The 24,481-nt window shown below is 51.3% G+C and carries 21 protein-coding genes; 5 read left to right on the forward strand and 16 right to left on the reverse strand.

The genetic code is table 11. The features are described 5' to 3' along the window. Positions 1–88: 88 nt before the first annotated feature. Both dsdA and dsdX read right to left on the reverse strand, forming a co-directional pair. Positions 89–1,417, reverse strand: coding sequence for a D-serine ammonia-lyase (dsdA, locus tag CNE01S_RS03285; protein ID WP_061273409.1), 1,329 nt, complete (start codon positions 1,415–1,417; stop codon positions 89–91). A 17-nt stretch (positions 1,418–1,434) separates the two neighbouring features. After that, on the reverse strand, positions 1,435–2,772 hold the full coding sequence (gene dsdX / locus CNE01S_RS03290; RefSeq protein WP_045784339.1) for a D-serine transporter DsdX: 1,338 nt from the start codon (positions 2,770–2,772) through the stop codon (positions 1,435–1,437). A gap of 223 nt (positions 2,773–2,995) precedes the next feature. Between dsdX and dsdC the strand changes: the two genes are divergently transcribed. Next, on the forward strand, positions 2,996–3,931 hold the full coding sequence (gene dsdC / locus CNE01S_RS03295; protein ID WP_061273411.1) for a DNA-binding transcriptional regulator DsdC: 936 nt from the start codon (positions 2,996–2,998) through the stop codon (positions 3,929–3,931). Position 3,932: 1 nt separating this feature from the next. On the opposite strand, the gene emrD is transcribed toward dsdC, so the two are convergent. Next, entirely contained in the window at positions 3,933–5,117 is a 1,185-nt protein-coding gene (gene emrD, locus CNE01S_RS03300) for a multidrug efflux MFS transporter EmrD (protein WP_061273412.1), read from the reverse strand. A 367-nt stretch (positions 5,118–5,484) separates the two neighbouring features. Here emrD and fhuE point away from each other — a divergent pair, with 367 nt between their 5' ends. Further along, positions 5,485–7,650, forward strand: coding sequence for a ferric-rhodotorulic acid/ferric-coprogen receptor FhuE (fhuE, locus tag CNE01S_RS03305; RefSeq protein WP_061273414.1), 2,166 nt, complete (start codon positions 5,485–5,487; stop codon positions 7,648–7,650). A gap of 14 nt (positions 7,651–7,664) precedes the next feature. Here the strand turns inward: fhuE and CNE01S_RS03310 are convergent, their stop codons facing one another. Further along, complete coding sequence (locus tag CNE01S_RS03310) at positions 7,665–8,567, reverse strand: LysR family transcriptional regulator (RefSeq protein ID WP_061273416.1); 903 nt, start codon at positions 8,565–8,567, stop codon at positions 7,665–7,667. Positions 8,568–8,676: 109 nt separating this feature from the next. Between CNE01S_RS03310 and CNE01S_RS03315 the strand changes: the two genes are divergently transcribed. Then, a complete protein-coding gene (locus CNE01S_RS03315; protein ID WP_061273418.1) occupies positions 8,677–9,456 on the forward strand; it encodes an SDR family oxidoreductase in 780 nt (259 codons plus the stop codon). On the opposite strand, the gene CNE01S_RS03320 is transcribed toward CNE01S_RS03315, so the two are convergent. The 3 genes from CNE01S_RS03320 to CNE01S_RS03330 all read right to left on the reverse strand — a co-directional run bounded on the left by CNE01S_RS03320 (position 9,453) and on the right by CNE01S_RS03330 (position 12,155). After that, the gene (locus CNE01S_RS03320) at positions 9,453–9,731 is read right to left on the reverse strand and encodes a hypothetical protein (protein ID WP_038477676.1); all 279 of its coding nucleotides are present in this window, start codon (positions 9,729–9,731) and stop codon (positions 9,453–9,455) included. The two genes, CNE01S_RS03315 and CNE01S_RS03320, sit on opposite strands and share 4 nt — an antisense overlap. Before the next feature lie 112 nt (positions 9,732–9,843). After that, positions 9,844–10,626 carry a metallophosphoesterase family protein gene (locus CNE01S_RS03325; protein ID WP_061273419.1) on the reverse strand — a complete coding sequence of 261 codons (783 nt, stop codon included), beginning with the start codon at positions 10,624–10,626 and terminating at the stop codon, positions 9,844–9,846. Further along, positions 10,623–12,155: an MFS transporter gene (locus tag CNE01S_RS03330; RefSeq protein WP_061273421.1), complete on the reverse strand. Its 1,533-nt coding sequence runs from the start codon at positions 12,153–12,155 to the stop codon at positions 10,623–10,625. The genes CNE01S_RS03325 and CNE01S_RS03330 overlap by 4 nt, the downstream gene beginning before the upstream one ends. Positions 12,156–12,269: 114 nt before the next feature. Between CNE01S_RS03330 and CNE01S_RS03335 the strand changes: the two genes are divergently transcribed. Both CNE01S_RS03335 and CNE01S_RS03340 read left to right on the forward strand, forming a co-directional pair. Then, entirely contained in the window at positions 12,270–13,163 is an 894-nt protein-coding gene (locus CNE01S_RS03335; RefSeq protein ID WP_061273423.1) for a LysR family transcriptional regulator, read from the forward strand. 84 nt (positions 13,164–13,247) lie between these two features. Then, positions 13,248–13,859, forward strand: coding sequence for a hypothetical protein (locus CNE01S_RS03340; protein ID WP_061273425.1), 612 nt, complete (start codon positions 13,248–13,250; stop codon positions 13,857–13,859). Between the two features lie 67 nt (positions 13,860–13,926). On the opposite strand, the gene CNE01S_RS03345 is transcribed toward CNE01S_RS03340, so the two are convergent. Genes CNE01S_RS03345 through CNE01S_RS03385 form a run of 9 tightly spaced genes read right to left on the reverse strand, consistent with a single transcriptional unit; the run spans position 13,927 to position 24,445 of the window. Beyond that, positions 13,927–15,975, reverse strand: coding sequence for a peptidase domain-containing ABC transporter (locus CNE01S_RS03345; RefSeq protein WP_082763180.1), 2,049 nt, complete (start codon positions 15,973–15,975; stop codon positions 13,927–13,929). A 12-nt stretch (positions 15,976–15,987) separates the two neighbouring features. Further along, the gene (locus CNE01S_RS03350; RefSeq protein ID WP_138089232.1) at positions 15,988–16,929 is read right to left on the reverse strand and encodes a hypothetical protein; all 942 of its coding nucleotides are present in this window, start codon (positions 16,927–16,929) and stop codon (positions 15,988–15,990) included. Positions 16,930–16,970: 41 nt separating this feature from the next. Next, positions 16,971–17,696 (reverse strand): SDR family NAD(P)-dependent oxidoreductase, encoded by a 726-nt coding sequence (locus tag CNE01S_RS03355; RefSeq protein ID WP_061273430.1) that lies wholly within the window; start codon positions 17,694–17,696, stop codon positions 16,971–16,973. 19 nt (positions 17,697–17,715) lie between these two features. Then, a complete protein-coding gene (locus CNE01S_RS03360; protein WP_061273432.1) occupies positions 17,716–17,952 on the reverse strand; it encodes an acyl carrier protein in 237 nt (78 codons plus the stop codon). A gap of 14 nt (positions 17,953–17,966) precedes the next feature. Further along, positions 17,967–18,737 (reverse strand): MaoC/PaaZ C-terminal domain-containing protein, encoded by a 771-nt coding sequence (locus tag CNE01S_RS03365; protein ID WP_061273434.1) that lies wholly within the window; start codon positions 18,735–18,737, stop codon positions 17,967–17,969. Beyond that, on the reverse strand, positions 18,734–19,975 hold the full coding sequence (locus CNE01S_RS03370; protein WP_096754168.1) for a beta-ketoacyl-[acyl-carrier-protein] synthase family protein: 1,242 nt from the start codon (positions 19,973–19,975) through the stop codon (positions 18,734–18,736). Before CNE01S_RS03370 ends, CNE01S_RS03365 begins: the two co-directional genes overlap by 4 nt. Next, positions 19,965–21,365: a TolC family protein gene (locus CNE01S_RS03375; RefSeq protein ID WP_072279091.1), complete on the reverse strand. Its 1,401-nt coding sequence runs from the start codon at positions 21,363–21,365 to the stop codon at positions 19,965–19,967. Before CNE01S_RS03375 ends, CNE01S_RS03370 begins: the two co-directional genes overlap by 11 nt. Further along, positions 21,362–23,302 (reverse strand): ATP-binding cassette domain-containing protein, encoded by a 1,941-nt coding sequence (locus tag CNE01S_RS03380; protein ID WP_061273440.1) that lies wholly within the window; start codon positions 23,300–23,302, stop codon positions 21,362–21,364. The genes CNE01S_RS03375 and CNE01S_RS03380 overlap by 4 nt, the downstream gene beginning before the upstream one ends. After that, positions 23,303–24,445: an efflux RND transporter periplasmic adaptor subunit gene (locus tag CNE01S_RS03385; protein WP_169799394.1), complete on the reverse strand. Its 1,143-nt coding sequence runs from the start codon at positions 24,443–24,445 to the stop codon at positions 23,303–23,305. Positions 24,446–24,481 lie beyond the last annotated feature (36 nt).

Raw genomic sequence — 24,481 nt, forward strand, 5'->3', positions numbered from 1 at the left:
AAGGGAGAGGGGACAGAACGGCGGCCAGGGCAAGGCGTGAGTTTTCTCCCTCGCCCCTTTGGGGAGAGGGCCGGGGGGAGGGGAGATATCAGCGAGCCTTCGCTAAATACTGTGCCATCTCAGCCTCAGGCACCATACCGCCCCCGGTGGCCCAGACCAGATGCGTCGCGTTATTAATCTGTTGGGCGCTAAAGCCCTGCATCTCGTGGTAAGAGGCCGTGGCACAAACCCGCTGCGGCCCGGCCATGCCTGCCAGGGCCGAAGGCTCCAGGCGAATATTTTCTTCTTCCGCCAGCCAGCCGAGCATGTTGTACAGCGTTTGATCGTCCACGGTATAGAAGCCGTCCAGCAGCCTTTGCATTGCTCTGCCGACAAAGCCGGAAGCTCGTCCCACGGCCAGGCCGTCGGCGGCGGTCAGGTTATCGATGCCGATATCCTGCACGGAAAGCGCATCATGCAGGCCGGTGTAAACGCCTAACAGCATGCAGGGGGAGTGAGTGGGCTCGGCAAAAATACAGTGAACGTGATCGCCGAAGGCCAGCTTCAGCCCAAATGCTACACCACCGGGGCCGCCGCCGACGCCGCAGGGCAGATAGACGAACAAAGGATGCTGTTCATCAACGGTAATCGCCTGCCGTGAGAATTGGTCTTTCAGCCGTTGACCGGCGACGGCGTAACCCAGGAACAGCGTGCGGGAGTTTTCATCATCGATAAAGAAACAGTTGGCGTCCGCCTCGGCGGCTTTTCGCCCCTGCTCAACGGCGACGCCGTAATCTTCGGCGTATTCAACCACCTCAACGCCGTGGCTGCGCAGTTTGGCTTTTTTCCATTCGCGGGCGTCGGCGGACATATGCACCGTGACGAGGAAGCCAATTCGGGCGCTGATGATACCAATCGACAGACCCAGGTTGCCGGTAGAGCCAACGGCAATACTGTAGCGGCTGAAAAACTCACGTAATTCAGGAGACAGCAGCTTGCTGTAATCATCTTCGAGGTTAAGTAGCCCGGCCTCGATAGCCAGCTTTTCCGCGTGAGTCAGGACTTCATAAATGCCCCCGCGAGCCTTAATCGAGCCGGAAATAGGCAGGTGACTGTCTTTTTTCAGCCACAGATTGCCGCAGAGTTTCTGCCCATTTTCTTTTTCCAGCCGCTTTTGCATCGCCGGAATGGCAGCCAGCTCTGACTCGATAATACCGCCGGTTGCTGCGGTTTCCGGGAAGGCTTTCGCCAGATAAGGCGCAAAGCGAGCCAGCCGGGCGTGCGCTTCTTTCACGTCCTGCTCTGTCAGGCCAACATGCGGTAAACCTTCGGCAAGAGAGGTCGTTCCTGGGTTAAACCAGGTCGTTTCGTTCAGGGCGGTAAGCTCGCTGAGCAGCGGGAATTTTTCGGTTAATGCGTTTATTTCTGTCGATTTCATAACAAGCCTCTTGGCGCTCAGATGATAAAGGAAAGCAGGAATGTGCCAGCCAGTGCAACTAAAGAAGCGATGAATGTCGCCGTGGTGTAGTACTTAAAGGTTTCATGGAGCGTGGCGCCGCAGTATTGCTTCACCAGCCAGAACAGCGAGTCGGTCACAATGGTGCAGCCGATAGCGCCGGAGCCGATGGCGAGCGTCACAATCTCGGGGCTGACGTTGGGATAGAGCGGCAGCAGCGGGGCAACGATAGCCGTGGCGCCCATCATCGCCACGGTGGCGGAGCCGACGGCGGCGTGAAGAATAAGCGCAACCAGCCAGGCGAGCAGGATCGGGTGTAGATGCAGGCTGGAAAGGCTCAGCGCGAGGCTGTCGGCCATGCCGCTGGCCTTGAGAATGGCGTTAAACGCGCCGCCGGCGCCGATAATCATCAGGATATTCGCAATGGAGCCAAAGCCATTTTCGGTGTGGCTCAGCAGCGTCGCGATACTCATGTGCTGGCGCAGGCCCAGCAGATAATAGGCCACGAAAACGGCGATAAACATGGCGGTAATCGGGTTGCCGATAAACTCCAGCGCGGTATACGTCGTGCTGCCCGGCGTCATGTTTAGTTCCGCGAGCGTTTTCGCCAGCATCAGGAAAATAGGCAGCAGCACGGTAAACAGCGTGGCGCTCAGGGACGGCAGAGAAGCCGCGTCTCGCGTTTGCAGATCCGAAAATTCAGCGGGAACGGATTTAAACGGCAGGCGATTGCCCAGGCACTTCAGGAAGAGCGGGCCACCTACCAGAGACGCCAGCAGGCCAACCGCCAGGCCATACACAATCACGGTGCCTACGTCAGCGCCGAGTTTGTTGGTCACGAACAGCGCCGCCGGGTGGGGGGGCACCACGCAGTGAACCGCCATCAGCGCGGTACACAGCGGGATCGCCAGTTTCAGCAAAGAAATGTGGGTCTTTTTGGCGATGGAAAAGGCCAGCGGGATCAGCAGTACCACGCCAACCTCAACGAACAGCGTAATGCCGCAAATCAGCCCGACCAGTACCATAATCACGTCGGCGGAGAGCCAGCGGCAGCGCTGCAGCGCCAGGCCAATACGCTCGGCGGCACCGGAGACTTCCATCATTTTTCCCAGAATGGTGCCCAGTCCGATGACCGCGGCTAAAAAGCCCAGCGTGCCGCCGATGCCGCTTTCCACCGCGTTAACCATCTCCAGCGGGCCCATGCCCATCATCACGCCGACGAAAAAGCTCGCCAGCAGCAGCGCGAGGAAAGGATGAAGCTTCAGTTTTACGATGGTCAGCACGATTAAAATTATGCTGGCAAGCAGCGTACCCACCACCCAGATTTGCGATCCCATTAGTTATCCTCCTGTGCATCATTGCGGGGTATTGGATAAAAATGCGCCTGGGCTGACAAACGATAAAACTGGCCTTTCGCATGAGCTAAATTGAACCAACAGAGTGATTTACGTCGAGATAAGGCGATGAAGTGTGTTTCAGGTTCGGTTTTCTTCAACTAAATGCTGCTGGTTAGCCGTGGATTTTTTAAACTTGGCTGCTGGAATTGAGAAGGAGGTCACGATGGAAACGTCACGCGAAGGGCGCAATCGGTTATTAAACGGCTGGCAGCTGTCGAAGCTGTACACCTTTGAGGTGGCGGCGCGCCATCAATCTTTTGCGCTGGCGGCGGATGAACTGTCGCTGAGTCCCAGCGCCGTTAGCCACCGGATAAACCAGCTGGAAGAGGAGCTGGGGATCCAGCTTTTTGTTCGCTCGCACCGTAAAGTGGAGCTGACGCATGAAGGCAAGCGGGTGTTCTGGGCGCTGAAATCGTCTCTGGATACGCTGAACCAGGAGATTCTGGATATCAAAAATCAGGAACTCTCTGGCACGCTGACCGTGTACTCAAGGCCGTCAATTGCCCAGTGCTGGCTGGTGCCTGCGCTGGAGGATTTTACCCAGCGCTACCCTTCTATTTCGTTAACCATTCTGACCGGGAACGACAACCTGAATTTACAGCGTGCAGGCATCGATCTGGCGCTCTATTTTGACGATGCGCCTTCCTCACAGCTGAGCCACCATTTCCTGATGGATGAGGCGATTTTGCCGGTTTGCAGCCCGGAATATGCCCGCCGCTTTGAGCTTCATTCGCGGCCTTCTCAGCTGCGCCACTGCACTTTGCTGCACGATCGGCAGGCGTGGAGCAATGATTCCGGCACCGACGAGTGGTACAGCTGGGCGCAGCAGTTTGGCATTGAGCTGCCCGCTTCGACGGGCATAGGCTTCGATCGCTCTGACCTGGCGGTGATTGCCGCGATGAACCACGTTGGCGTGGCGATGGGACGAAAAAGGCTGGTACAGAAGCGGCTGGAGCGGGGCGAACTCATCGCCCCTTTTGGGGATAACACGTTGAAATGCCATCAGCATTACTACATTTCGACCCTTGCTGACCGACAATGGCCGAAGATTGACGCTTTTATCAGCTGGCTTAAAGCCCTGGCCGAAGAGGCAAAATAACTTACACCGCCTCGCCGTGATGCTGGAATCGCTGCGCCAGCGGCAGCCAGCAGCACAGGATCAGCACGCCCATTGCCGTCATTAGCATCCCGATGCTGTATTGCCCGGTTTGCGGCATCAGCGCGGAGAACCAGGCCATCACGCCGGAGCCGATGTTTTGCAGGCCGCCAACCAGCGCGCCTGCGGTACCGGCGAGGAACGGGAACGGCTCCATCGCGCCGCTGGTCGCCAGCGGGAACAGCATGCCTGCGCCGAAGAAGAACAGCGCCGCAGGTACCAGCAGCGTCCAGATATTCATGATGCCGAACCAGCCGGGGATCCACATCAAAATACCGGCGAACAGGCAGCTCAATACGGCCTGCCACATCAGGCTGGAGAAGCGCACGTTCTGGCGGCCCGCATACCAGGAGCCAAAAAACGCCGCCGGAATAGGCAGAATAAACAGAATGCTGACCACCACGCCGTTCAGGCCCAGTACACCGCCCATCAGCACGCCGGAGCAGGCTTCAAACACCGCCACGCCCGCCAGCCCACCGACCAGCATCAGCAGATAGCAGTTGAAGGAGATATTGCCGAGCAGCATTTTGTAGCTGCGCATCAGGCGCGGCGGCGCGGCGTCCGCCGGGCGGGTTTCCGGCAGCCAGCGCCACATAGAAAACGCCACAATGGCGCACAGCAGCAGCAGGAAGCCGTAGCAGGCGCGCCAGCCCCAGACGCTGTCCAGCATCCCGCCGATAACCGGCGCCAGCAGCGGGCTGACCAGAATACCCATGTTCAGCAGGCTGTTGGCCTGGCGTAAATCGCCGCCTTCGTAGAGGTCGCGCGGCATGGTTCTCGCCATCACCCCGACCACGCCGGTGCCCATGCCCTGCAGGGCGCTCGCCAGCACCAGAATATACAAATTAGTGGTAAACAACGCGCCGAGCGTGGCCAGCATGAAAATCACCATGCCGGCGAGGATCACCGGGCGGCGGCCAATGCGGTCGGAAAGTGGGCCATAAAACAGCTGCGACACGCCGTAGGTAAACAAATAGGCCGCCATCACGCGCTGGATTGCGCCGCTGCGCACGCCCATTTCATGAGCCATATCGGGAATCGAAGGAATATAAATCGTCTGGGTCATCTGCCCGACAGCAACCAGCAGAATCAACATCATCAGCAGGTGGATATTGGCTAACTTTCTCATGGCGTCCGATCGTTTACCTGTAAAGAGAGAAATGCTTCGCAGCGTATTTTGCTGTGTATGTTTTGAAAGCGAGAGGAATCTATCACAACCTAGGCAATAAGCCAGATGATGAGGCTGTTTTAACAACAGATTTACGTGTTGGTTTGTAAAGCGAAAGCGGCAATTTTTATTGCCACCAAACGCCCTTTTTTGCCCCGCAACGGTGCAATCTTCGTTAACCCTCAGGGAATTACATTTGTTTACAGGTTAAATACAAATGCGTATATTTCTCATCCGCATTTAATCGTGCGCGTTTTTATAAAAATCAAAAAAGTGCCGGCCACGGAAAACGCCGCCGCACCATAAAAATTCAAAATGAGGGTTTAACATGGCATTGGTTAACTTCTCCAGGGAACGGTTCACGTTACGGGCAGGCGGCCCATCATTGCTGGCGGCGGCCGTTGCGCTGGCGCTGCTCCCTTCTGCGCGGGCAGAAGACACCATCACGGTGAATACTCAGGCGGAGGATCCGCTGGCTGGGCAGGCGCAGGATTACAGCGTCAAAACCACCACCACCGGCACCAAACTGCTGCTGGTCCCGCGCGATATTCCCCAGTCCGTCAGCGTCATCAGCCAGCAGCGCATGCAGGATCAAAACCTGCAAACCATCGGCGACGTGCTGGATAACACCACCGGCATCAGCACCAAGCTGGTAGACAGCAGCCGCGCCACCTACTTCGCGCGTGGCTTCTTCATCAGCAACTATGCCTACGACGACATGCCCACGCAGGTTAGCGACGTCTGGGACTTCGGCGATACCGGCTCGGATACCGCCGTGTACGAAAATATCGAAGTGGTACGCGGCGCGGCAGGATTGATGAGCGGCAGCGGCAACCCATCGGCGTACATCAATATGGTTCGCAAGCATGCCGACAGCCGTGAGTTTAAAGGCAACGTTTCCGCCAGCTACGGCAGTTGGGACAAGCAGCGCTATGTGGCCGATCTCTCCGCGCCGCTGAGCGAGTCCGGCAACGTGCGGGGCCGCGTGGTCACCGGCTACCAGGACAACGACACCTGGCTGGACAAAAGCCACTACCGCAAGAAATTCATCTATGGCGTAGTGGACGCCGATTTGACCGACTCCACCACGCTTTCTGTCGGCTACGACTACCAGGAAAGCAATGACGACAGCCCGACCTGGGGCGGCCTGCCCACCTGGTATGCCGACGGCAGCCGGACGCACTTTAGCCGCAGCGCCACCACCGCGCCTGACTGGGCTTACTCCAACAAAGACGCCACCAAAGTGTTCGCTAACCTGGTCCAGCGCTTTGATAACGGCTGGGAAGCGCGCATTAACACGCTGCACGCCGAAACCAACTTCGACTCTAAGTTGATGTACGTCACCGGCTTCCCGGATAAAGTGACCGGGGCGGGCACCAGCGCCTATGGCGGCTGGAACCGGGGCGAGCGTAAACAGGATTCGGTGGATGCGTTTGTGCGCGGCGGTTTTGAGCTGTTTGGCCGCCAGCACGAGCTGATGTTCGGCGGCAGCTATAGCCGCCAGCGTAACCACTACGACAACGCCATGCCGAACACCGGCTTGCCTTACGGCGGCATCGCGATGGACAGCTTCTACAGCAACGTCGCGGACCCGAGCTGGTCTGCCTTCTCGCTCTACAGCAAAGACGTGGTGCGCCAGCAATCCGCCTATACCGCGGCACGTTTCTCGCTGGCTGACCCGCTGCACCTGATTGTGGGGGCCCGCTATACCGAATGGGACGCGGACTACAATCCGTCCACCGCGCCGCAAACCAGTCTGAGCAGCAAAAAGCATGACGTGACGCCTTACGCGGGCCTGGTTTACGACATCAACGATACCTGGTCGGCCTACACCAGCTACACCTCCATCTTCCAGCCGACCGACAAGCGCGACGTTAACGGCGATTATCTCGACCCGACCACCGGGAAGAGCTATGAAGCGGGCGTGAAGGCGGACTGGTTTAACACCCGCCTTACCACCTCATTGGCGGTATTCCGCATCGAACAGGATAAAGTGGCCCAGTCGCTCGGCACGCCGGTTAACGGCAACCCTGGCGAAACGGCGTATAAATCCGTGGACGGCACCGTGAGCCGCGGCGTGGAGTTCGAGCTGAACGGCGCGCTGACCGATAACTGGCAGCTCACCTTCGGGGCTTCTCGCTACGTGGCGGATGACAATAATGGCGAGGCGGTGAACCCGGACCAGCCGCGCACTACTATGAAGCTGTTTACCCGCTACCAGCTGCCGATGCTGCCGGAAGTGACCGTGGGCGGCGGCGTGAACTGGCAGGGTAAAACCTGGCAGGATGCCTACGGCCCGAACGGCAATACGCGTATTAAGCAGGGCAGCTACGCGCTGGTGGATCTCTTCACCCGCTACCAGGTGACGAAAAACTTCGCCGTACAGGGCAACATCAACAACCTGTTCGACAAAGAATATGAATCCTGGCTGTCCGATTATGTGGTTTACGGCGCGCCGCGCAGCTTCTCGCTGACGGCAAACTACAGCTTCTAAGCGTTACGGGGAGGTCAATGACCTCCCTGACTTCTTTCCCGCGCCAGCGCCAGGAAGGCGGCCAGCCCGGCGGAAGGATGCCGCCTGCCGGAATAGTAAAGGCAAAGCCCCGGGAAGGGCGGCGTCCAGGCTTCCAGCAGGCGAACCAGCTTGCCGGCGCGGATTTCGTCGGCGACGTTTTGCTCCATGAAAAAGCCAATCCCGATGCCTTCCAGCACCGCCTCCCGCGCCAGCGAGGCTTCGTCCAGCGTCAGCGGGCCGCGCACATCAATGGGCGCGACTTCACCCTGTTTTTCCAGATGCCAGCGGTAGAGGGAACCGTCCGGCAGCCGGACGCGAATACAGGCGTGATTCAGCAGGTCGCCCGGCGTTAGTGGTGCGCCGTGCTCCGCCAGATAAGCCGGGGAGGCAACGACGGCGAAGCGCTGCGGCTGTCCAAGCGAAAGTGCAATCATATCGGCAGGCACCAGCCCGGCGACGCGCACGCCAAGATCGAACCCTTCCGCAACGATATCAACCAGTTTTCCTTCGGTCACAAGGTCGACCTGCATCTCCGGATAGCGGCGTAAAAACTCAAAAACCAGCGACGAAAGCACCTGGCGAGCGGCAAACGGCGGCGCGTTGATGCGCAGCACGCCGGACGGAGTATCTCGGTGCGCCCGCACGCTCTCCAGGGCGTCGTTCAGCCCCTGAAGAGACGGGCTGACTCTCTCGATAAAGAGCCTGCCGGCCTCCGTCAGCGACACGCTGCGGGTGGTGCGGTTGAACAGGCGCACGCCAAGCTCGGCCTCAAATTTTGCCAGCGTATGGCTGAGCGCCGTGGTTGAAACGCCCAGATCGATAGCTGCCGCACGGAAAGATCCCCGGCGAGCGATGGCCTGCACGGCTTCGATATCGCCGAGGGCTATGCGCGACATTGTCCCGATTCCTTCATCATTTCATCCCGGTTTGTCCCAATTGTTTAAATTATACCGCGTTCTTAGAGTAGTGATACGGCAGGTAAATCGACTTTCTGGAGAACGTAAAATGACTGACTTTTTGACGCTGAAGGGCAAGAGAGCGCTGGTGACGTCCGGCACGAAGGGCGCTGGCGCGGCGACCGTAGCGCTGTTCCGCGAGCTGGGCGCACAGGTGATGACCGTGGCTCGCCATGCGCCTGAAAATGTTCGTGATGAAGAGTTTGTGGCGGCGGATCTCGCCACGCGTGAGGGCTGCGAGCAGCTGGTAAAAGCCGTGCAGGCGCGGCTCGGCGGCGTGGATATCATCGTGCATATGCTCGGCGGCTCATCCTCCCCGGCCGGAGGTTACGCGGCGCTGGACGAAGAACAGTGGCAGCGCGAGCTGGCGCTTAACCTTTTCCCGGCGGTGCGGCTGGACAGGGCGCTGCTGCCGGGCATGACGGCGCAGGGATCAGGCGTGATTATCCACGTATCTTCCATTCAGCGGATTTTACCGCTGCCGGAGGCTACCACGGCCTATGCGGCGGCCAAAGCGGCGCTTTCCGCCTACAGCAAAAGCCTGTCGAAAGAGGTGTCCCCGCAGGGCGTGCGGGTGCTGCGCGTGGCACCGGGCTGGATTGAAACCGAGGCTTCTGTTCGCCTGGCGGAGCGGCTGGCGCTGCAGGCGGGCACGGATTATGAAGGTGGGAAGCAGATCATTATGGATTCGCTGGGCGGAATTCCGCTTGGCCGCCCGGCAAAGCCTGAAGAAGTGGCTAATCTGATAGCCTTCCTGGCCTCAGAGCGTGCCGCCGCGATCACCGGCACGGAGTACATTATTGACGGCGGGACGGTGCCAACCGTTTAGAAATGCACCGGCTGACCAAAGCCGTCGCCGCTGTCGGTGCTGTTATCCCGGCGGCCTCTGGCTTCCAACTGGTCGGCGCGGATCCTGTCGCGGATGTCCTGGCGCTGTTCCGGGGTGAGGTAGCGGCTGTTGTAGTAAGGGTCGGGCCACGGCGAGCGCATAAAACTGTCGTCCAGCCGCTGCCTGTCCTGGCGATCCATCCCTGAATTGTCCGATGATGAGCAGGCCGCAAGCAGCAGCGGGGCCAGCAGTACAAGCGCATATTTATAGGCCATTTTTCTTCCTGAAGCGGCAAGTAATAAAAGTGAGGCAGTATCGCGCATCAACCTGGTGATGTGCTTTATCTGTCGCCAATATTGCGCAGCTTATCACGAAATAGTGAGCCGCTCAGAATGCCGATAACGCCTGCGAGCAGGACATGCCATGCTGATAAAGCTCGTCTGCGTAAAAGTCAGGAATCTGGCTGTCTTTAATCGCCTGGGCCACGGCGGCGACATCGTAATTTACCGTCTGTACGGCCAGTTTTAGCTTCCCGTGATGGTAATGGCCCATCAGCCAGGTGGCCTGCGGCTCACCGGCTTTGATTCGCCCAACCGCGCCGGTATTGGCGACGGTCAACCTGCGGCCATCGCTGCGCACTAATTCGCGGATATCCGCGTAGTGCGTATGCCCGGAAACCATCACGTCGAACTGATGTTCGGTTTGCCACTTCATTAGCTGGCTGCAGGAAAACTGGCAATGCACATATTCGGAAAGCGAGTCCGGGCTGGCGTGAACCAGCAAAACTCTGAGCGGCCCGGCGTTGAACGCTATCGACCTGGGCAGGGCGCCGAGCCAGCGGCGGTTCTCCTCCGTCAGCGTACGTTTGCTTAAGGCAATGGCCTGTGCACGGGCGTGCTGCTCCTGAGCGGAGTGCTTAGCCAGCGGCGTGACCGGCTCGTCCATTGCCACGCGGCGATCGTGGTTGCCCATCACCACCGGGATATTGCGGCTGCGAATCAGGTCTATCACTTCATTCGGCCACGGCGCAAAATCCACCAGATCGCCCAGGCACCAGATTTGGCTGATGTTATGGCGAACAATATCCCGTAAAACGGCCTCAAGTGCCGGTAAGTTGGCGTGAACGTCGCTGAAAATTGCAAAGCGGAAATCGATGTGGGCAGTGTTCATTTGGGCTGACTCCCGGTGCGTTCACGCAGGGTGAAAACGACGATCAACGCAACGAAGAAAGCGAACAGCGCGGCGCAAACCAGCATCAGCGAGAAGCCGCTGGCGTAGCTGTGGCGGATCAGCGTGCTTAACGTTTGAGCCTGATGCTCCGGCCACAGGGCAAGCGCGCGCTGCACGTCTCCGGCCACAACCTGAGTAGTAAAATCGTCGTGTACCGGCAGGTTGTTTGCCTGCATGGCGGAGGTCAGCGTATGGCGCGTGTGCCCGGCCAGAATGGCCCCCAGCAGCGCAAAACCTTGCAGAATGCCGGAGAAGCGCGCCGTGGTGCTGATGCCTGAAGCCATGCCCGCCCGCTCATGAGACACTGTGCCCATGATCGCCTTCTGCGTTTCGCCGTTAAGAATGCCGCCGCCGCTGCCCAGCACGGCCATGCCGGCGATAACCAGCCCTGGCCACTGTTCAAGCACGCTGCAGGCGATAATCAGGTTGCCGACGCCAACCAGCATCAACCCTGCCGCGAGGATCCAGCGGGCAGCCATGCGGTGAGCCATCCAGCGTGCCACCATCGGGAACAGCAGCATGGCGAGCGCGAACGGCAGCATGCCGACCCCGGACGCCAGCGCGGTTTTCCCCTCGACGTTTTGCAGCATCAGCGGCAGCAGGGAAGTCATTACCTGCGCCGTGGCCGCGTAGGTAAACATCGCCAGCACTGCGCCAATAAACGGCAGCGAACGGAACAGACGCAGATCGAGCATCGGCTGGGTTTTGTAACGCTCGACCAGCGCAAAAAACAGAAAGAACCAGGCGGCGGCAATAAAGCGGCTCATCACTTCGAAGCTGCTCCAGCCGTGTTCCGGGGCGAGGATCAGCGCCCATGTCAGGGAGAACATAGCGGCGATAAACAGCGAGATGCCGTGCACGTCCGGCTTACCGGCGGCAGGATTGCTGGATTCTTCAATGGTGCGCAGCACCGCCATCGCCAGCAGCAGGCAGATGGGGATGTTGATGTAGAACGCCCAGCGCCAGCCGAGATACGCGCTGATGATGCCGCCCGCTAAAGGTGCGAGCACCATGGTAATGCCCATCATGCCGCCCCAGATGGCCCAGGCGCGGCCTCTGGCCTGCGGTTCCCGGAAGGTGTGGCCGATGATCGCCAGCGCCGGAGCTAGCAAAAATGCCGAACCGACGCCCTGCAGCGCGCGGGCAACGTTCAGCATCAGAATGGTGGTTGCCGCCCCGCAGGCGAGAGAGGCCAGCGCAAACAGGGCGATGCCGAATAAAAAGATGCGCCGTCTGCCGAAGCGGTCCGCCAGCGAACCAGCAGGCAGCAGCAGGGAAGAAAAACAAAGCACGTACGCGCCAATCACCCACTCCATATCGGCGAAGCTGGCGTCCAGCACGCGGGCGATGGTGGGCAGCACGACGCCAACAATATTCGTGTCGATGACCGTCATCGCGCAGCCCATGGAGGCAACCAGCAGCACGGTGGTGTCGTTTTTGGCCACGGGCGCGGCCAGCACAGTAGACATAAAAGCTCCGAAAACGCGGGAATAACACGTCTTAAGCTTCGCGATCCGGGGTGCGGTATTCAATTTCCACGTTCGGCATTATTATTAGTTAATAGCTAATAGTCAGGAGTAAAAATGGAGCTTCGCCACCTGCGTTATTTCCTTGAAGTCGCCAGAACGCTTCATTTTGGCGCGGCGGCGGAAACGCTGAATATCTCCACGCCGACGCTCTCGGTGCAGATAAGCCAGCTTGAGCGTGAGTTCGGCACGCCGCTATTTTTGCGTACCAAAAGGCGCGTGCAGCTGACCCAGGCCGGGGAGATTTTCCGCGAAGAAGCGGAGGCCACGCTACGCCAGGCAGAACTGACGCGCGAGCGGGTGCTGAGCGCCGCCCGCGGCGAACAGGGCTACATTCGCGTCGGCTATGTAGCGTCTTCGCTTTGGTCGGGCACGCTTAGCTCGGTGATGGGGGCGTTTCGGGGGCGATATCCTGATGTTTCGCTTGGCGCGCGAGAAGTGCTGATGGACAGCATGGCGGCGGCGCTGGTGGAAGGCAAAATCGACGTTGGTTTTGTCCGGGCGCCGGTGGCGCTGTCGTCAGAGGTTGGACACCTGCTGGTGCAGAGCGACTGTTTTTGCCTGGCGCTGCCTGCCTCCCACCGCCTGGCCGCCAGCCAGGAAGCTATCGATCCTGCCGTTCTGGCCGGGGAGGCCTTTATTTTGCCGGAGCAAACTTCCGGCTCGCACGAAGTCGCGCGGCGCGGCGGGTTTGTGCTCAACGATGCCATCCGCTCCAGCACTCTGACCGAAGTGTTGGCGCATATCGCCTTGGGCAACGGCATCGCGGTTATCCCGGAGATCATGGCGAAAACCATCGGCGTGCCGGAAGTGGTCTATCGCCCGATTGCCGGGGCAGAAATCCCCTCAGCAATATGGATGTTGTACCGCAAGCGGGAGCGCACACCGCTGATTAAACGCCTTATCCGCTTCGCAAAAGAGCACGTTTCGGGTAGTTCAGGAAACGTTTGAACACACTCTTTCACCCCCGGGATTCATTTGGCGGTTACGCTAGATCCAGAGCAGTCCTTACCCTGACCTGATTCTGGAGAAAGCATGATCAAGCCTCGTTTGTTTATCCCGGCCTTAAGCCTGCTGCTGCTGAGCGTTGGCGCCGCGGCGGCGGACAATGTCATTACCCCGGTGCGCGGCACCATTGACGCGGTCAATGATTCCTCGCTGCAAATCACCACCCGGCAGGGCGAAAAGCTCTCCGTTGGCCTGACGGACAAGACCCGAATCAACGGCGTGAGCGAAGCGAAGATGAGCGACATCAAGCCCGACAGCTTCATCGGCACCGCCGCCGTGCCGCAGGCGGACGGCACGCTGAAGGCGCTGGAAGTGCACGTTTTTGCCCCGAGCCTGCGCGGTTCCGGGGAAGGGTTTAATCCGTTTGAATCCGCCAACGGCCAGGTGAACACCATGACCAACGGCACCGTCGGCACCCTGGTGAACAGCCACGGGCGAACGATGACGGTGAAATTCCACGGCCAACAGAAAACCGTGCAGGTGCCGGACGACGTGCCGGTGGTGCTGATCAGCCCCGCCGACAAATCCGTGCTGAAGCCGGGCGCGAAAGTGGTGCTGTTCGCCACCAAAGACGACAAAGGCCAGGCCGTCGCGCGCGGGATTTCCGTCGGGGTTAACGGGCTGACGCCGCCGATGTAATGGGGTTAAGGCTATCAAAAAGAAGCTGGTTATTAACCAGCTTCTTTTTGACAAATATGCGCAGCAGTTAGTTTTTATCCAGATCAATAACCTGATCAAACTGCTCTAGTGCGGTAACATCGTGTGTGGATAAAACAATCGTCTTATCGCTGGCAAGTAAAGCGTTTAACGTCAGGCTGGCATTTTTATCATCAAGGTTAGCGGTGGGCTCATCAAGCAAAATAATCTCTTTCGATGAGAGTAATGCCCTGCAAAGCATTAATCTCTGGAGCTGACCGGAAGAGAGAACGGGGTTGCTCGGCGATATTTTTGTATTTAATCCCGCGGGCAAAGAATTGATCACATCAAGCAGGTCAAATTTTTTCAACATTTCACGACAGTCGTGCTCGTTAGCTTCACCACCGCTATATAAGACGATGTTATCATACAGCGTTGCATTAAAGACGATAGAACCTTGCGGAAGATAGTACATATTAGAGAACAATAAGTGCAGGCTTTCTTTTTCTACGTTCTGATTGTCTAGAATAAAATTTGATTTTCTTGGTGTGTATAACCCAGATAATATTTTTAATAACGTGCTTTTTCCTGCACCCGATGTGCCAATGATTGCCGTCTTTGTGCGCAATGGTATATCAATTGAAAAATTATCAAAAATAGTACTTTCCGGCCCGTATCCGAACTCAATATTCTGGAGGCAGACTGAATTTTTAATTTCGGAGTGTTCACTGGTGATGTCAACCTCTTTATAGGATAACATATCCTTCAATCGCTCCTCTGAAACCTTTTGAAGTTTAATGGTAACACAACATTGGTAATACTGATTTATGCTATCAAGGGCTATTTTTCTAAAGAACCAAAACGCTATGATAGTACTGTAAGAGATTTTTAATTCGCTTATGCTATAGAATGATATCCATAAAAATAGGACTAAATCTATATTGCTTAAAAATGAAAAAATTGTACTTTGTCTAATGTCCGTAAAGCCGAGTTTTTTGTATTGAGTGAAGAAGTTGTCAAGCAGTCTATTATACTGCCCGAGGATGCTCGTGGTGAGTTCACCCGATCTTACTGTCTGAATACCATTAATAGTTTCAAGGTTGAATGTCTCCATGTCTGATACGCTTTCTTCTACGCGTTTTGAATACGTTTTTTTAATACCAGCATAGTAGTAGCTAATGAAACCAAAAATGGCCATTGTTGTGACTGAAAGGATTGATAAAGTAATGTTCAACCAGAACATGATGCCCAGGGTCACCACAGTACTAATCAGAGATATATATTTTCCATTGAGTATTGATTCTCGGTTAAGGATAGCCGCTTCAATGGAGTTAAGCCTTTGGTTAATATCACCTGTGGTGCGTCTTTCAAAATATGAGATATCTTTCTTTAATAGCTTTTTAAAGAGCGATGGCTTATATTTTGTTACAGCATTGATCGATGCCATCAGGCTATATTTACTGCTAATATATTGCAAAAATGAAATGAAGGAAAAAAGCAATAACATGCCTACGAACATAATGTCAATTTGTTCGTTTTTGAAAAAGTTCTGATCGCTGGATATGGATGTGAAAAGCATCGGTGTAATTAAAGCGAAGAGCGAAAGAAAAATGGCCAGCAAGCATCTTTTCATTAATCCTGGGAAGGTGAGTTTATCCAACCAGCCGCTGTCGCTTTTGACCTTCCCAGAGTTTTTTTTCTCTTTATATAATGATTCATCGAGAATCAGTGCGTACCCCGTTGCCGACTGCGCAAGTTCTTCAGCAGATATCATTAGCCTGCCGGAAGCCGGGTTTAAGACCTGAAAGAAATCTCCATGCTGGCTATAAACATAGACATAATGATTGCCACCATAATGCAAAATGCATGGCGTCGGTAAGTACTGAATACTGGCGATATCGAATTTAACAGGTAGGGCTTCATGCCCGTAGGATTTTAACAAGCTAACCAGGAGATTAAGAGAAGAGCCATAGCCGCCACCCCATTTATCCCGCAGTTCACTCAATGTGACATTTTGGCCTAATGTGTTTAGCATCATAGAAGCGCAGGCCAGACCGCATTCTGCAACTTCTCCTTGATAAACCATTTCTGGTGTAGAAAAAGATTTTTTATTTATCATGTAAAATAGAACCTAATAGTTGTAGCTAAAGAACGAAGTGTAATGCCATAAGGTCCACTCGTTGTTGTATTTTCGAATGCAATCTTCAACCAGTTGGGGCATTCTCTGCTCCATTTCTTTATGACCCATACAATCTATAACATTCATTTTTAGATTGTTTTTTTGATCAAAATTGATGCTAAAAAATAGAGCCTTTTGTTTCAGCAAACGACTAAATACTGGCAGGCCAGTGTGCAGTTCACAGCTATTCCCAAACATCTTGACGGAATAGGTTTTCATCTTTTTATTTGTAAATCTTGTCGTGCATTCCGGTATTGCATCGGGGAATATAACCAGATTTTTTTGATTCTCTAAGAGAGAGCTGACTATATTATGAAATTCACTGCCTGAATTTCCCGTCATGGATTCTGGATTGAATTGTTCAATAGATATACCCTGAGAGTTATTGTTCTGTTTTGCATCAAGAGCTGCCATTGAGTCATATACAGAAACAACAATGGTAGGTTTCTTTGTGACAAGAGCGGCAATGGTAGTTTGTATAATGTCAGACACAGTATGCAAAGGTGCAAATATTATTTGCGAAGAGATTTTATTCTCATAAATATAATTTCTTATTTCTTTTGCGCAGTTTTCCAACTGATTGAGCAGTTGTTTATTTTCGTAAATTAAGGCATTTTTTAAAATCCGTTGCTGAATAACACAAACGTGATGTGTTATGTCGCTATCATATCCAAGGATATTATAATGCGTCTGCCTGAAGCTATCATTCATGCCATAGCTTCTATTGAATAGCCAAGAGTACTTTTTAGCAAAGTAAATTAATAATCTGTAATCTATATATTTAAAGAGCAAAGAATGAGCTTTGTCTTTTACTGACCTAATAAGTCTTCTTTTTTTGTAAAACTTACGAAAATGACCTGATAATAATAAAATATAAAATTCTAAGCCTGACATAACAATCTCTACTGGTTGGTTGTGTGAAAACGGTTTAAATACTAGGCCGTCATGCCACCATCAAGCACAATTGTTTGTCCTGTCATATATTCACAAGACTCACTAATCATAAACCGTGCAACCTTTGCTACCTCTTCTGCTGTGCCAATCCGGCGCAGCGGGATTTGTAAACGCAGTTTTTTTAGGGCCTCAGGCGACAAGCTTTGAGTCATATCGCTGTCTATTACGCCTGGGGCTAAGCAGTTAATGCGGATGCCGAATCTGGCTACCTCCAGAGCCAGCGAACGGGCCAGCCCGAAAAGTGCGGCTTTACTCGCTCCATAAGCCGTTTGACCAATATTACCTTTAAGACCTGTGACTGAACTGATAAGCAAAATAGTTCCTTCACCGTTAGCCATCATTTCGGGGAGTAAATATTTATTCCAGTAGAAAATGGCATTCAGGTTGGTGTCGATGACATTCCGCCATTGCTCAACGGATTGACGAATATGAAGATCGTCAAGCGTCACACCGGCATTATGTATAACGGCTTTGGGCGGACCATAGCGGTCTAATAAATCTTTAGCGACTGTTTCCACTTGTTCTACCTGACAGTTGTCGCAAACAATATGCTCTACGAAAGTTTCACCAGACTGAGGGTTTTCGTCATGGCTACTTTTTGGTGTACGTGAGGTGAACACTACGTTATGGTCAATGCGTAACTCCTTTACGATGGCAGAGCCAATACCACGATTCCCACCGGTAACAAGAATCCATGAATCATTCATTATTTATTACCTCCTACGATTAAACCGATAAGATAGATGAACAAAACTCTTTTAGAGTTATATCTGTTGATTTTACTGATTTGGCAAAATTAATGGTGATGCCAAATTCTCTCTTAACCAAAACAGTAATCTCTACATAGTCAAGACTGTCTAATTCCAGTTCGGAAAGCGTGGTTTCTTCAGTAACATCTTCTAAAGAAAGATCTTTTGCATCAGCAATAGTATTTGCAATAGCAGTATAAAGTTTTGCGTACATAATTATTTCACCTATTAGTTAGTGGTAACTTTAAGCGTCACCGAAATGTGCATTAGTGTAGTTTCGTCTTCTTTTGCTGCAACCTGAACCTGAATTACCCATCCATAATTGGCATCACCGGTAATGAATGGTTTACCAATACAGATGCTTAAACCTTCAATGCTTTGTTCTTTTCTGTGAAGCAGCAAAGCATTACAATACAGTTCATAATGTGTCTGAAGGACTTTTTCTTTTGACAATAATTCCGATAATGAATGAACAGGCATGTGTTCATGGAATAGATCCGGAGTGTTGAATAAAGCTCTGAACATGACAGAAGATAAAAATGTAGTAAAGCGCCGTTCAATTTCTGCTGGCCAACGCTCTGCAGCATCATTTTGGCAGTCACTGGTTACGATCTCTTCAGCAATTAAATCACTTATCTCAGGAAGAGTTGCCTGAGAAACCGACCCGCGAATACGAGATATGTCGGTTGAACAATCAACTAATTTGAACGTTGTTTTTGTGTTGTCTGCATTATTTATCAGCTTGTATTGTGTGCCACATAATACCGGCTTTTCAAATTTTGCTGAAAACCGTATCGTTCCATCATATTGATGATTTGGTTTTTCTTCCTGGAAGAAAAGATGGTTTTTTACATCCGCGATAACACGCATGCCGTGTGCAATTAAAGCTGCCTGGTTCAACTCCGCGGCAGCAGTCAGGTCAAAGTGTATTGGGTTGTAATCTCCAGAGAAATTAGCCCAACGCTGCCCATGCCCGCAATCGTATATCATTTTTTTCATAAAGAACGACCGATTATCAGCGCAGCGTTAGTGCCACCGAAGCCAAAGCTTAGATTCAGTACATTATCCACAACAGTATGGAGATGTTGGTTTGGGATAAAATCAAGGTCGCAGTCTGGATCTGGATTATTTAGATTGAGCGTGGCCGGAAGAATATTATTTTCCAAGGCTTTAAGGCAGATAATACTTTCAAAGCTACCCGCAGCGGCGATCAAATGCCCACTGTATGATTTTGTACTCGAAATGGGAACTTTATAGGCATGGTGTCCAAAAGCATTCTTAATAGACTCAGTTTCATTGAGGTCGTTGAGCATTGTTGACGTGCCATGCGCATTTATATAGCCAATCTCAGACAACGTTAAACCTGAGTCAGAGATTGCTTTTTTTATTGTAGAAATGCGGGAAAGCTTATCCTGGGCTGGAGCCGTGAAATCGAAAGCATCTGAGAAACTGCCATACCCCTTGATTTCACCGAGGATGGTTGCGCCCCTTGAAAGGGCGGACTCTCGTTCCTCCAGACATAAAATTGCGGCACCTTCGGAGAGAACAAAACCAGAGCGATCGAGGCTGAAAGGGCATGAGGCTTTATGAATATCCTGCTGTTCATGCGATAACGCCTGCAGGACATCAATCATCCAGACGGACTCATCCGAGAGAAGCGATTCGCTCCCGCCGGCAAGCATCATGGACATTTTCCCATTCTTAATTAATTCATAAGCATCACCGATAGCAATACTGCCAGTGGCGCAGGCCGCTATTGGCGTATTTTGATAACCTCTTAATCCCCACAGAAGGCTGCAAGCGGCGGTGGCTATACTCGGCATGCAATGAAAACAGCTGAATGGAGACCCAACGCCGGCCTGTTTGTAATCATCATAGTTTTGATTGGCATCATCCAGGCCTCCCCACCCTGTGCCCAAAATCACTCCGCATCTCAGTGGATCATATAGATCATTAGGTTGCGAGTGATTAAACGCCATCGTGACGGCCTCCTGCGCCGCAGCGAGGCCAAGACGAGCAAAACGCGGTAATTTCCTTCTAATAGATGCAGGAACGCCTTTTAGCTTAGGCTCATTGTCAATCAGACCATAAAATTTTGCGTTAACACCGGCATCTGTTTTATCAACATATCGATAGCCTGTCTGATAATCCATAATAGATTGCCAGCTTTCTTCAGCAGAATTTCCTAAGGGTGTAATTGCCCCATAACCTGTAATAACAACGCGTTTATGTTCCATGTTCATCATTTACCTTTTTATTAAATTCGCCACCGCCAACGGACAGTAAAAACTTCATCGTAGATACAAGGTAATCATATTGACAATCAAGATATGAACTTTTTTGATTAAGAACATCATCCTGAGAATCTAATAGAGTCTGAAAAGAAATATAACCTGATTTATACTTAACGGTGTTCATTCTCATTAAGTCTTGAGAAATAGAGAGTGTCTTTTTTTGTACGTCAAATGCATATTGAGAGTTATTTCTTGTCTCCAATGCATTTTTTACCTCAGTCAAAGCATTAAGAACGGCCTTTCTGAAATCGTTTACCGCTAAATCAACCGAGATTTTTTCTTTCTGTAATTGAAAATTTAACTTTCTCCACTGTAGCGGGGGGAAAGTGGCTGATATTGATTGCAGTAATGTTTGATCGCTAAACCATTGTGTGAAAATACTGCTTCCTGCACTGATTGTTGCCCCCAGCGATACTGACGGAAAGAAATTGATTTTAGCCAAGTCATAGCCTGCAACAGCCATTTTTATTTTGAGTTCTGCTGATCTGATATCAGGGCGCAAAGATATAATGTCAACCGACTGATAAAGCGGTAGTTTAATATCCTGGAACTCATCCAGCCTCGTTTTTTCTTTAGGGAGATCAACACCGTCCTTGTTATAGATTGTTAACATTGTGTTTCGCTCAGTTTCTCTTTGGCTGAGAATATTTCTGAGCTGTAGCTCGCTGGAATAAATTGATTTTTCAGCTAATATAACGTCAGACTTTGTGCCTGCACCACTGTTATATTTAGCTTTGACTATTTCATAGGTTGATTTCGCGATATCGAGCCGCTGTTTGTTAAATTCAATCTGCTCATTGAGTTTAGCAATGCTCCAGTAGCTTTTGGAAATAGATTCAATAATAACCAGTTCTGTATTATGTAAATCTTCTGCACTGGCTTCAACGTTCCATTGACCTCGCTCCCGCGTCCTGGCAAGCTTTCCCCACAGATCGAGTTCATAACTCATCGACAAAGATGAGCTATAGCTTTCTGAGGTCTGCGCACTCTGAGATATCATGCGACTACTATTCGCACCCAGAGACATATTAAAGTCGGGGACAAGATTCGTATTTATCTCCCCTGAATCCAGTTTGCTTTGCTGTAGCCTCAGGGCGGCCGCATGCAAATCATTATTATTTTGCAATGTGGTATAGATAATAGAGGACAGTAATTTGTCATTAAATATTCCCCACCACTTTTCTTCAACGGGAACACTTTCAGTATCCGTTTTTTTGCCAACCTCTGACGATGAAAAATTTATCACTGGTGTATGATATTCTGTTCTCAGCATGCTACCGCAGCCAGCGCATAATAAACAAAGCAATAAGAATGCAGGTTTTTTAAAGTTCATTTGTAACCTAATGCTTTAGCTGGCGTATAGGACGATGCTTTTTTCGCTGGTACGTAACCAAATACGATGCCAATGAAACACGAAAATGCACATGCAATGACAATCGGTGTGGTAGTCAAAATCATTTCAAATTGGGTAGTCATATAAGGAAATATGACGCTGACTAAACCAGTCAAAACAATACCCAGAGTGCCGCCCAAGAAACAAATAAATACGGACTCAATCAGAAATTGTCTTCTTATATCAGCAGGGCTTGCGCCGACTGAAAGACGAATGCCAATCTCATGAATGCGTTCCGTGACGGAGACGAACATAATATTCATAACACCTACGCCACCGACCAGTAGTGAGATTGCCGAAATCCCCGTCGTTAACAGTTTCATCGAAGTAGAAACGTTGGCGATCATTTCGGCAACGGATTCATTTGTCACGGTAAAGAAGTCCTTTTTACCGCGCGTGGATTCAAGAGCTTTTTCGACTTTGTCCTTTATTGCCTCGACTTCAGCTTGATCTTTAGCCCGGACCTGAATGGCTTCATACGGCATCAGACCCGTGATTCTGTTTATGTATGAAGTCCAGGGCATCCAGACTTTTAGCGCCACCATATCAGACACCCTGGCGGTATCTTTAATCACGCCCAGAATTTCAAATGGGCGACCAGAAATGTTCAAATATTTCCCGATGGCATCAACTGATGAGCCGAAAATCGTTTCTGCAAGCTTTGATTCGATCACAACAACGGCATCACTGTTTATCAGGTTATCGCTATCAAACAGGTGGCCCTCTATTATAATTTTTTTATCCAGATACTCTCTGCTTATACCTGACAGGGTAATATCAATATCACTATCAACAGCATTGACTGTCGATGTTGATGTCATGATCGGCGAAATATTGCTTGTAGGTAATAGTTCAGTGAGAGTATCAACATCATCTTTATTTAGATTTTTGCTCCCAGGCTCTGGCATTGACTTCCAGCCGGTTCCTGGCCTGATTTCAATGGTGTTTGTATCTAATAAGTTCATTTCCTTCATAATGCGATGGTGGGTACCTTCGCTTATGGCAATTGACATAAGAACAGCGAATACGCCAATAATAATGCCCAGCATGGAGAGGAAAGAGCGTATTCTATGACCATTTAATGCTCTGAAGGCTGTTCTGAATGCTTCGACGATACCAAACACGATGCTCAATGGATCTGTTTCAAACGCCCTGGCGCTGACCTCAGAGAATTCATTGATTGAGATACTTTTTTTGTCTTTAACTATCCGGCCATCATTCATGGATATGATACGGTCGGCTTGTGAGGCGATGTCTTTATCATGCGTCACGAGAATAATGGTTTTACCCTGTTTATTAAGCTCTTTGAATATGCCCATGACCTGATGACCCGTCGCGCTATCCAGGGCGCCAGTTGGTTCATCGGCCAGAATTATGTCGGCGTCATTCATCAGCGCTCTGGCGATACTGACGCGCTGTTGTTGCCCGCCAGAGAGTTGATTAGGGGTGAAGTTAACGCGATCGCTCAAGCCTATGGCGCTCAGTATCTTTTCTGCACGCTCATTTCTCCCTTTATAGTTTTTTTGGGTGTACTGCGCGGGTAAAGCGACATTCTCTTTGGCGGTTAAATAAGGTAATAGGTTGTATTTCTGAAAAACAAAGCCAATGTGTTTATTTCGTAGTTCAGCGACGCCATCTTCATTTAACGTTGAAACATCGACACCATAGAATAACATCTGCCCTAAACTGATATCATCCAGGCAGCCAATCGTATTCATCAACGTAGTTTTTCCGGATCCCGAAGGCCCAACGATGGCGACAAACTCACCTTTTTTTATCGTTAGCGAGATCCCCTGTAGTGCAGAAACGACTTCTCCACCACTTTGATACTTTTTATACACATCGGTTAAGATGATATATTCATCAACGTTATGCATTTATCCATTACCTCTGATAATGACATCGCCGACTTCGATGCCTTCTATAATTTCAGTGGTTGTGGCGGTTTTAATTCCGGCTTTCACCTTTCTTTGTTCGACTTTATTATCGTGAAGCACCTTTATAAGATAGTGATCCTTATTAATCTTTTCTCCGAGATAATCTGTCGGGATAACTTTGACGTTTTTCTTTTCACTGACGATCAAATAGACCTGAACTGACATGGCTGATTTTAGAAAATGATTTTCATTTTTCACATCAAAACTGGCGTTATAGTAAACCGCACTGTTTTTCCCTACAGAGGGATCAACAGAATTGCTCTGCATAGTTTGAAGCATTTCTTCAGGTATTTGCTGTATGCTTTTGAGCACCCCTTTATAGCGAGTGCCAGGTGCAGCGGTGACCGTGAACCACAGAGGCATATCAACGCGAGCTTTTAAAATATCCATTTCAGATATCTTGATATTAACGTTCATCGTATCAAGATTGGCGACAACGAGAATCGTGGGGGCGCTCTGAGATGAAACAATGGTCTGCCCTTCCCGGATCAGTATGCCCAGGACAACACCATCTATGGGTGAGGAGATTCTTGTGTACTCTAAGTTGGTCTCGGCGGTGTTTAATTTGACTTTTGCCTGTGCAATTTGAATGTCGTTGACCTCAAGCTGCTGTTTATCACTTTCGTATTTAGTTCTGGCCGTTTCAAGATCGCTTAAGGTCGTCGCATCCTCTGCCGACATTTTCTTTTGGCGGTTATAATCGCTCAGCGACTGCTTAAGTGATAACGACGTTATCTTTTTTTGCACCAGCGCAGTATTCAGTTCAGCTTTAGCGTTATCGACATCATTTTGTGCCAGCGTAGGGTCTATTTCTGCCAGCAGCTGTCCCTTTTTAACCGAATCACCTTCTTTGACATGAAGCTTGTTGAGCTGCCCATTAACCTGCGCCCCAACGCTGACTTGCTCTTTGGGTTTTAATACGCCGGTGGTGGTGAGTAGCTGATCGATATCTGCATATGCAACGCGATAGGGCTCTTTCTTCGCAGTTTCAATCGCGTTATCTGCTGAAAAAAATAGGCTATTTACCGTATAGACAGCAGATAGAGCGATCAGACATATCAAAAAAAGAGTTTTTGCGTTCAAAATAGTAACCGTTATAAAAGGCCAGGGTCTGGCCTT

This window comes from Cedecea neteri NBRC 105707 = ATCC 33855 (assembly GCF_001571265.1).
GTDB classification, from domain to species: domain Bacteria; phylum Pseudomonadota; class Gammaproteobacteria; order Enterobacterales; family Enterobacteriaceae; genus Cedecea; species Cedecea neteri.

Excerpts from the sequence above, each read along its gene's own strand:
- dsdA (WP_061273409.1), bottom strand. The coding sequence starts at position 1,417 with ATGAAATCGACAGAAATAAACGCATTAACCGAAAAATTCCCGCTGCTC.
- dsdX (WP_045784339.1), bottom strand. The coding sequence starts at position 2,772 with ATGGGATCGCAAATCTGGGTGGTGGGTACGCTGCTTGCCAGCATAATT.
- dsdC (WP_061273411.1), top strand. The coding sequence starts at position 2,996 with ATGGAAACGTCACGCGAAGGGCGCAATCGGTTATTAAACGGCTGGCAG.
- emrD (WP_061273412.1), bottom strand. The coding sequence starts at position 5,117 with ATGAGAAAGTTAGCCAATATCCACCTGCTGATGATGTTGATTCTGCTG.
- fhuE (WP_061273414.1), top strand. The coding sequence starts at position 5,485 with ATGGCATTGGTTAACTTCTCCAGGGAACGGTTCACGTTACGGGCAGGC.
- CNE01S_RS03310 (WP_061273416.1), bottom strand. The coding sequence starts at position 8,567 with ATGTCGCGCATAGCCCTCGGCGATATCGAAGCCGTGCAGGCCATCGCT.
- CNE01S_RS03315 (WP_061273418.1), top strand. The coding sequence starts at position 8,677 with ATGACTGACTTTTTGACGCTGAAGGGCAAGAGAGCGCTGGTGACGTCC.
- CNE01S_RS03320 (WP_038477676.1), bottom strand. The coding sequence starts at position 9,731 with ATGGCCTATAAATATGCGCTTGTACTGCTGGCCCCGCTGCTGCTTGCG.
- CNE01S_RS03325 (WP_061273419.1), bottom strand. The coding sequence starts at position 10,626 with ATGAACACTGCCCACATCGATTTCCGCTTTGCAATTTTCAGCGACGTT.
- CNE01S_RS03330 (WP_061273421.1), bottom strand. The coding sequence starts at position 12,155 with ATGTCTACTGTGCTGGCCGCGCCCGTGGCCAAAAACGACACCACCGTG.
- CNE01S_RS03335 (WP_061273423.1), top strand. The coding sequence starts at position 12,270 with ATGGAGCTTCGCCACCTGCGTTATTTCCTTGAAGTCGCCAGAACGCTT.
- CNE01S_RS03340 (WP_061273425.1), top strand. The coding sequence starts at position 13,248 with ATGATCAAGCCTCGTTTGTTTATCCCGGCCTTAAGCCTGCTGCTGCTG.
- CNE01S_RS03345 (WP_082763180.1), bottom strand. The coding sequence starts at position 15,975 with ATGATAAATAAAAAATCTTTTTCTACACCAGAAATGGTTTATCAAGGA.
- CNE01S_RS03350 (WP_138089232.1), bottom strand. The coding sequence starts at position 16,929 with ATGTCAGGCTTAGAATTTTATATTTTATTATTATCAGGTCATTTTCGT.
- CNE01S_RS03355 (WP_061273430.1), bottom strand. The coding sequence starts at position 17,696 with ATGAATGATTCATGGATTCTTGTTACCGGTGGGAATCGTGGTATTGGC.
- CNE01S_RS03360 (WP_061273432.1), bottom strand. The coding sequence starts at position 17,952 with ATGTACGCAAAACTTTATACTGCTATTGCAAATACTATTGCTGATGCA.
- CNE01S_RS03365 (WP_061273434.1), bottom strand. The coding sequence starts at position 18,737 with ATGAAAAAAATGATATACGATTGCGGGCATGGGCAGCGTTGGGCTAAT.
- CNE01S_RS03370 (WP_096754168.1), bottom strand. The coding sequence starts at position 19,975 with ATGGAACATAAACGCGTTGTTATTACAGGTTATGGGGCAATTACACCC.
- CNE01S_RS03375 (WP_072279091.1), bottom strand. The coding sequence starts at position 21,365 with ATGAACTTTAAAAAACCTGCATTCTTATTGCTTTGTTTATTATGCGCT.
- CNE01S_RS03380 (WP_061273440.1), bottom strand. The coding sequence starts at position 23,302 with ATGCATAACGTTGATGAATATATCATCTTAACCGATGTGTATAAAAAG.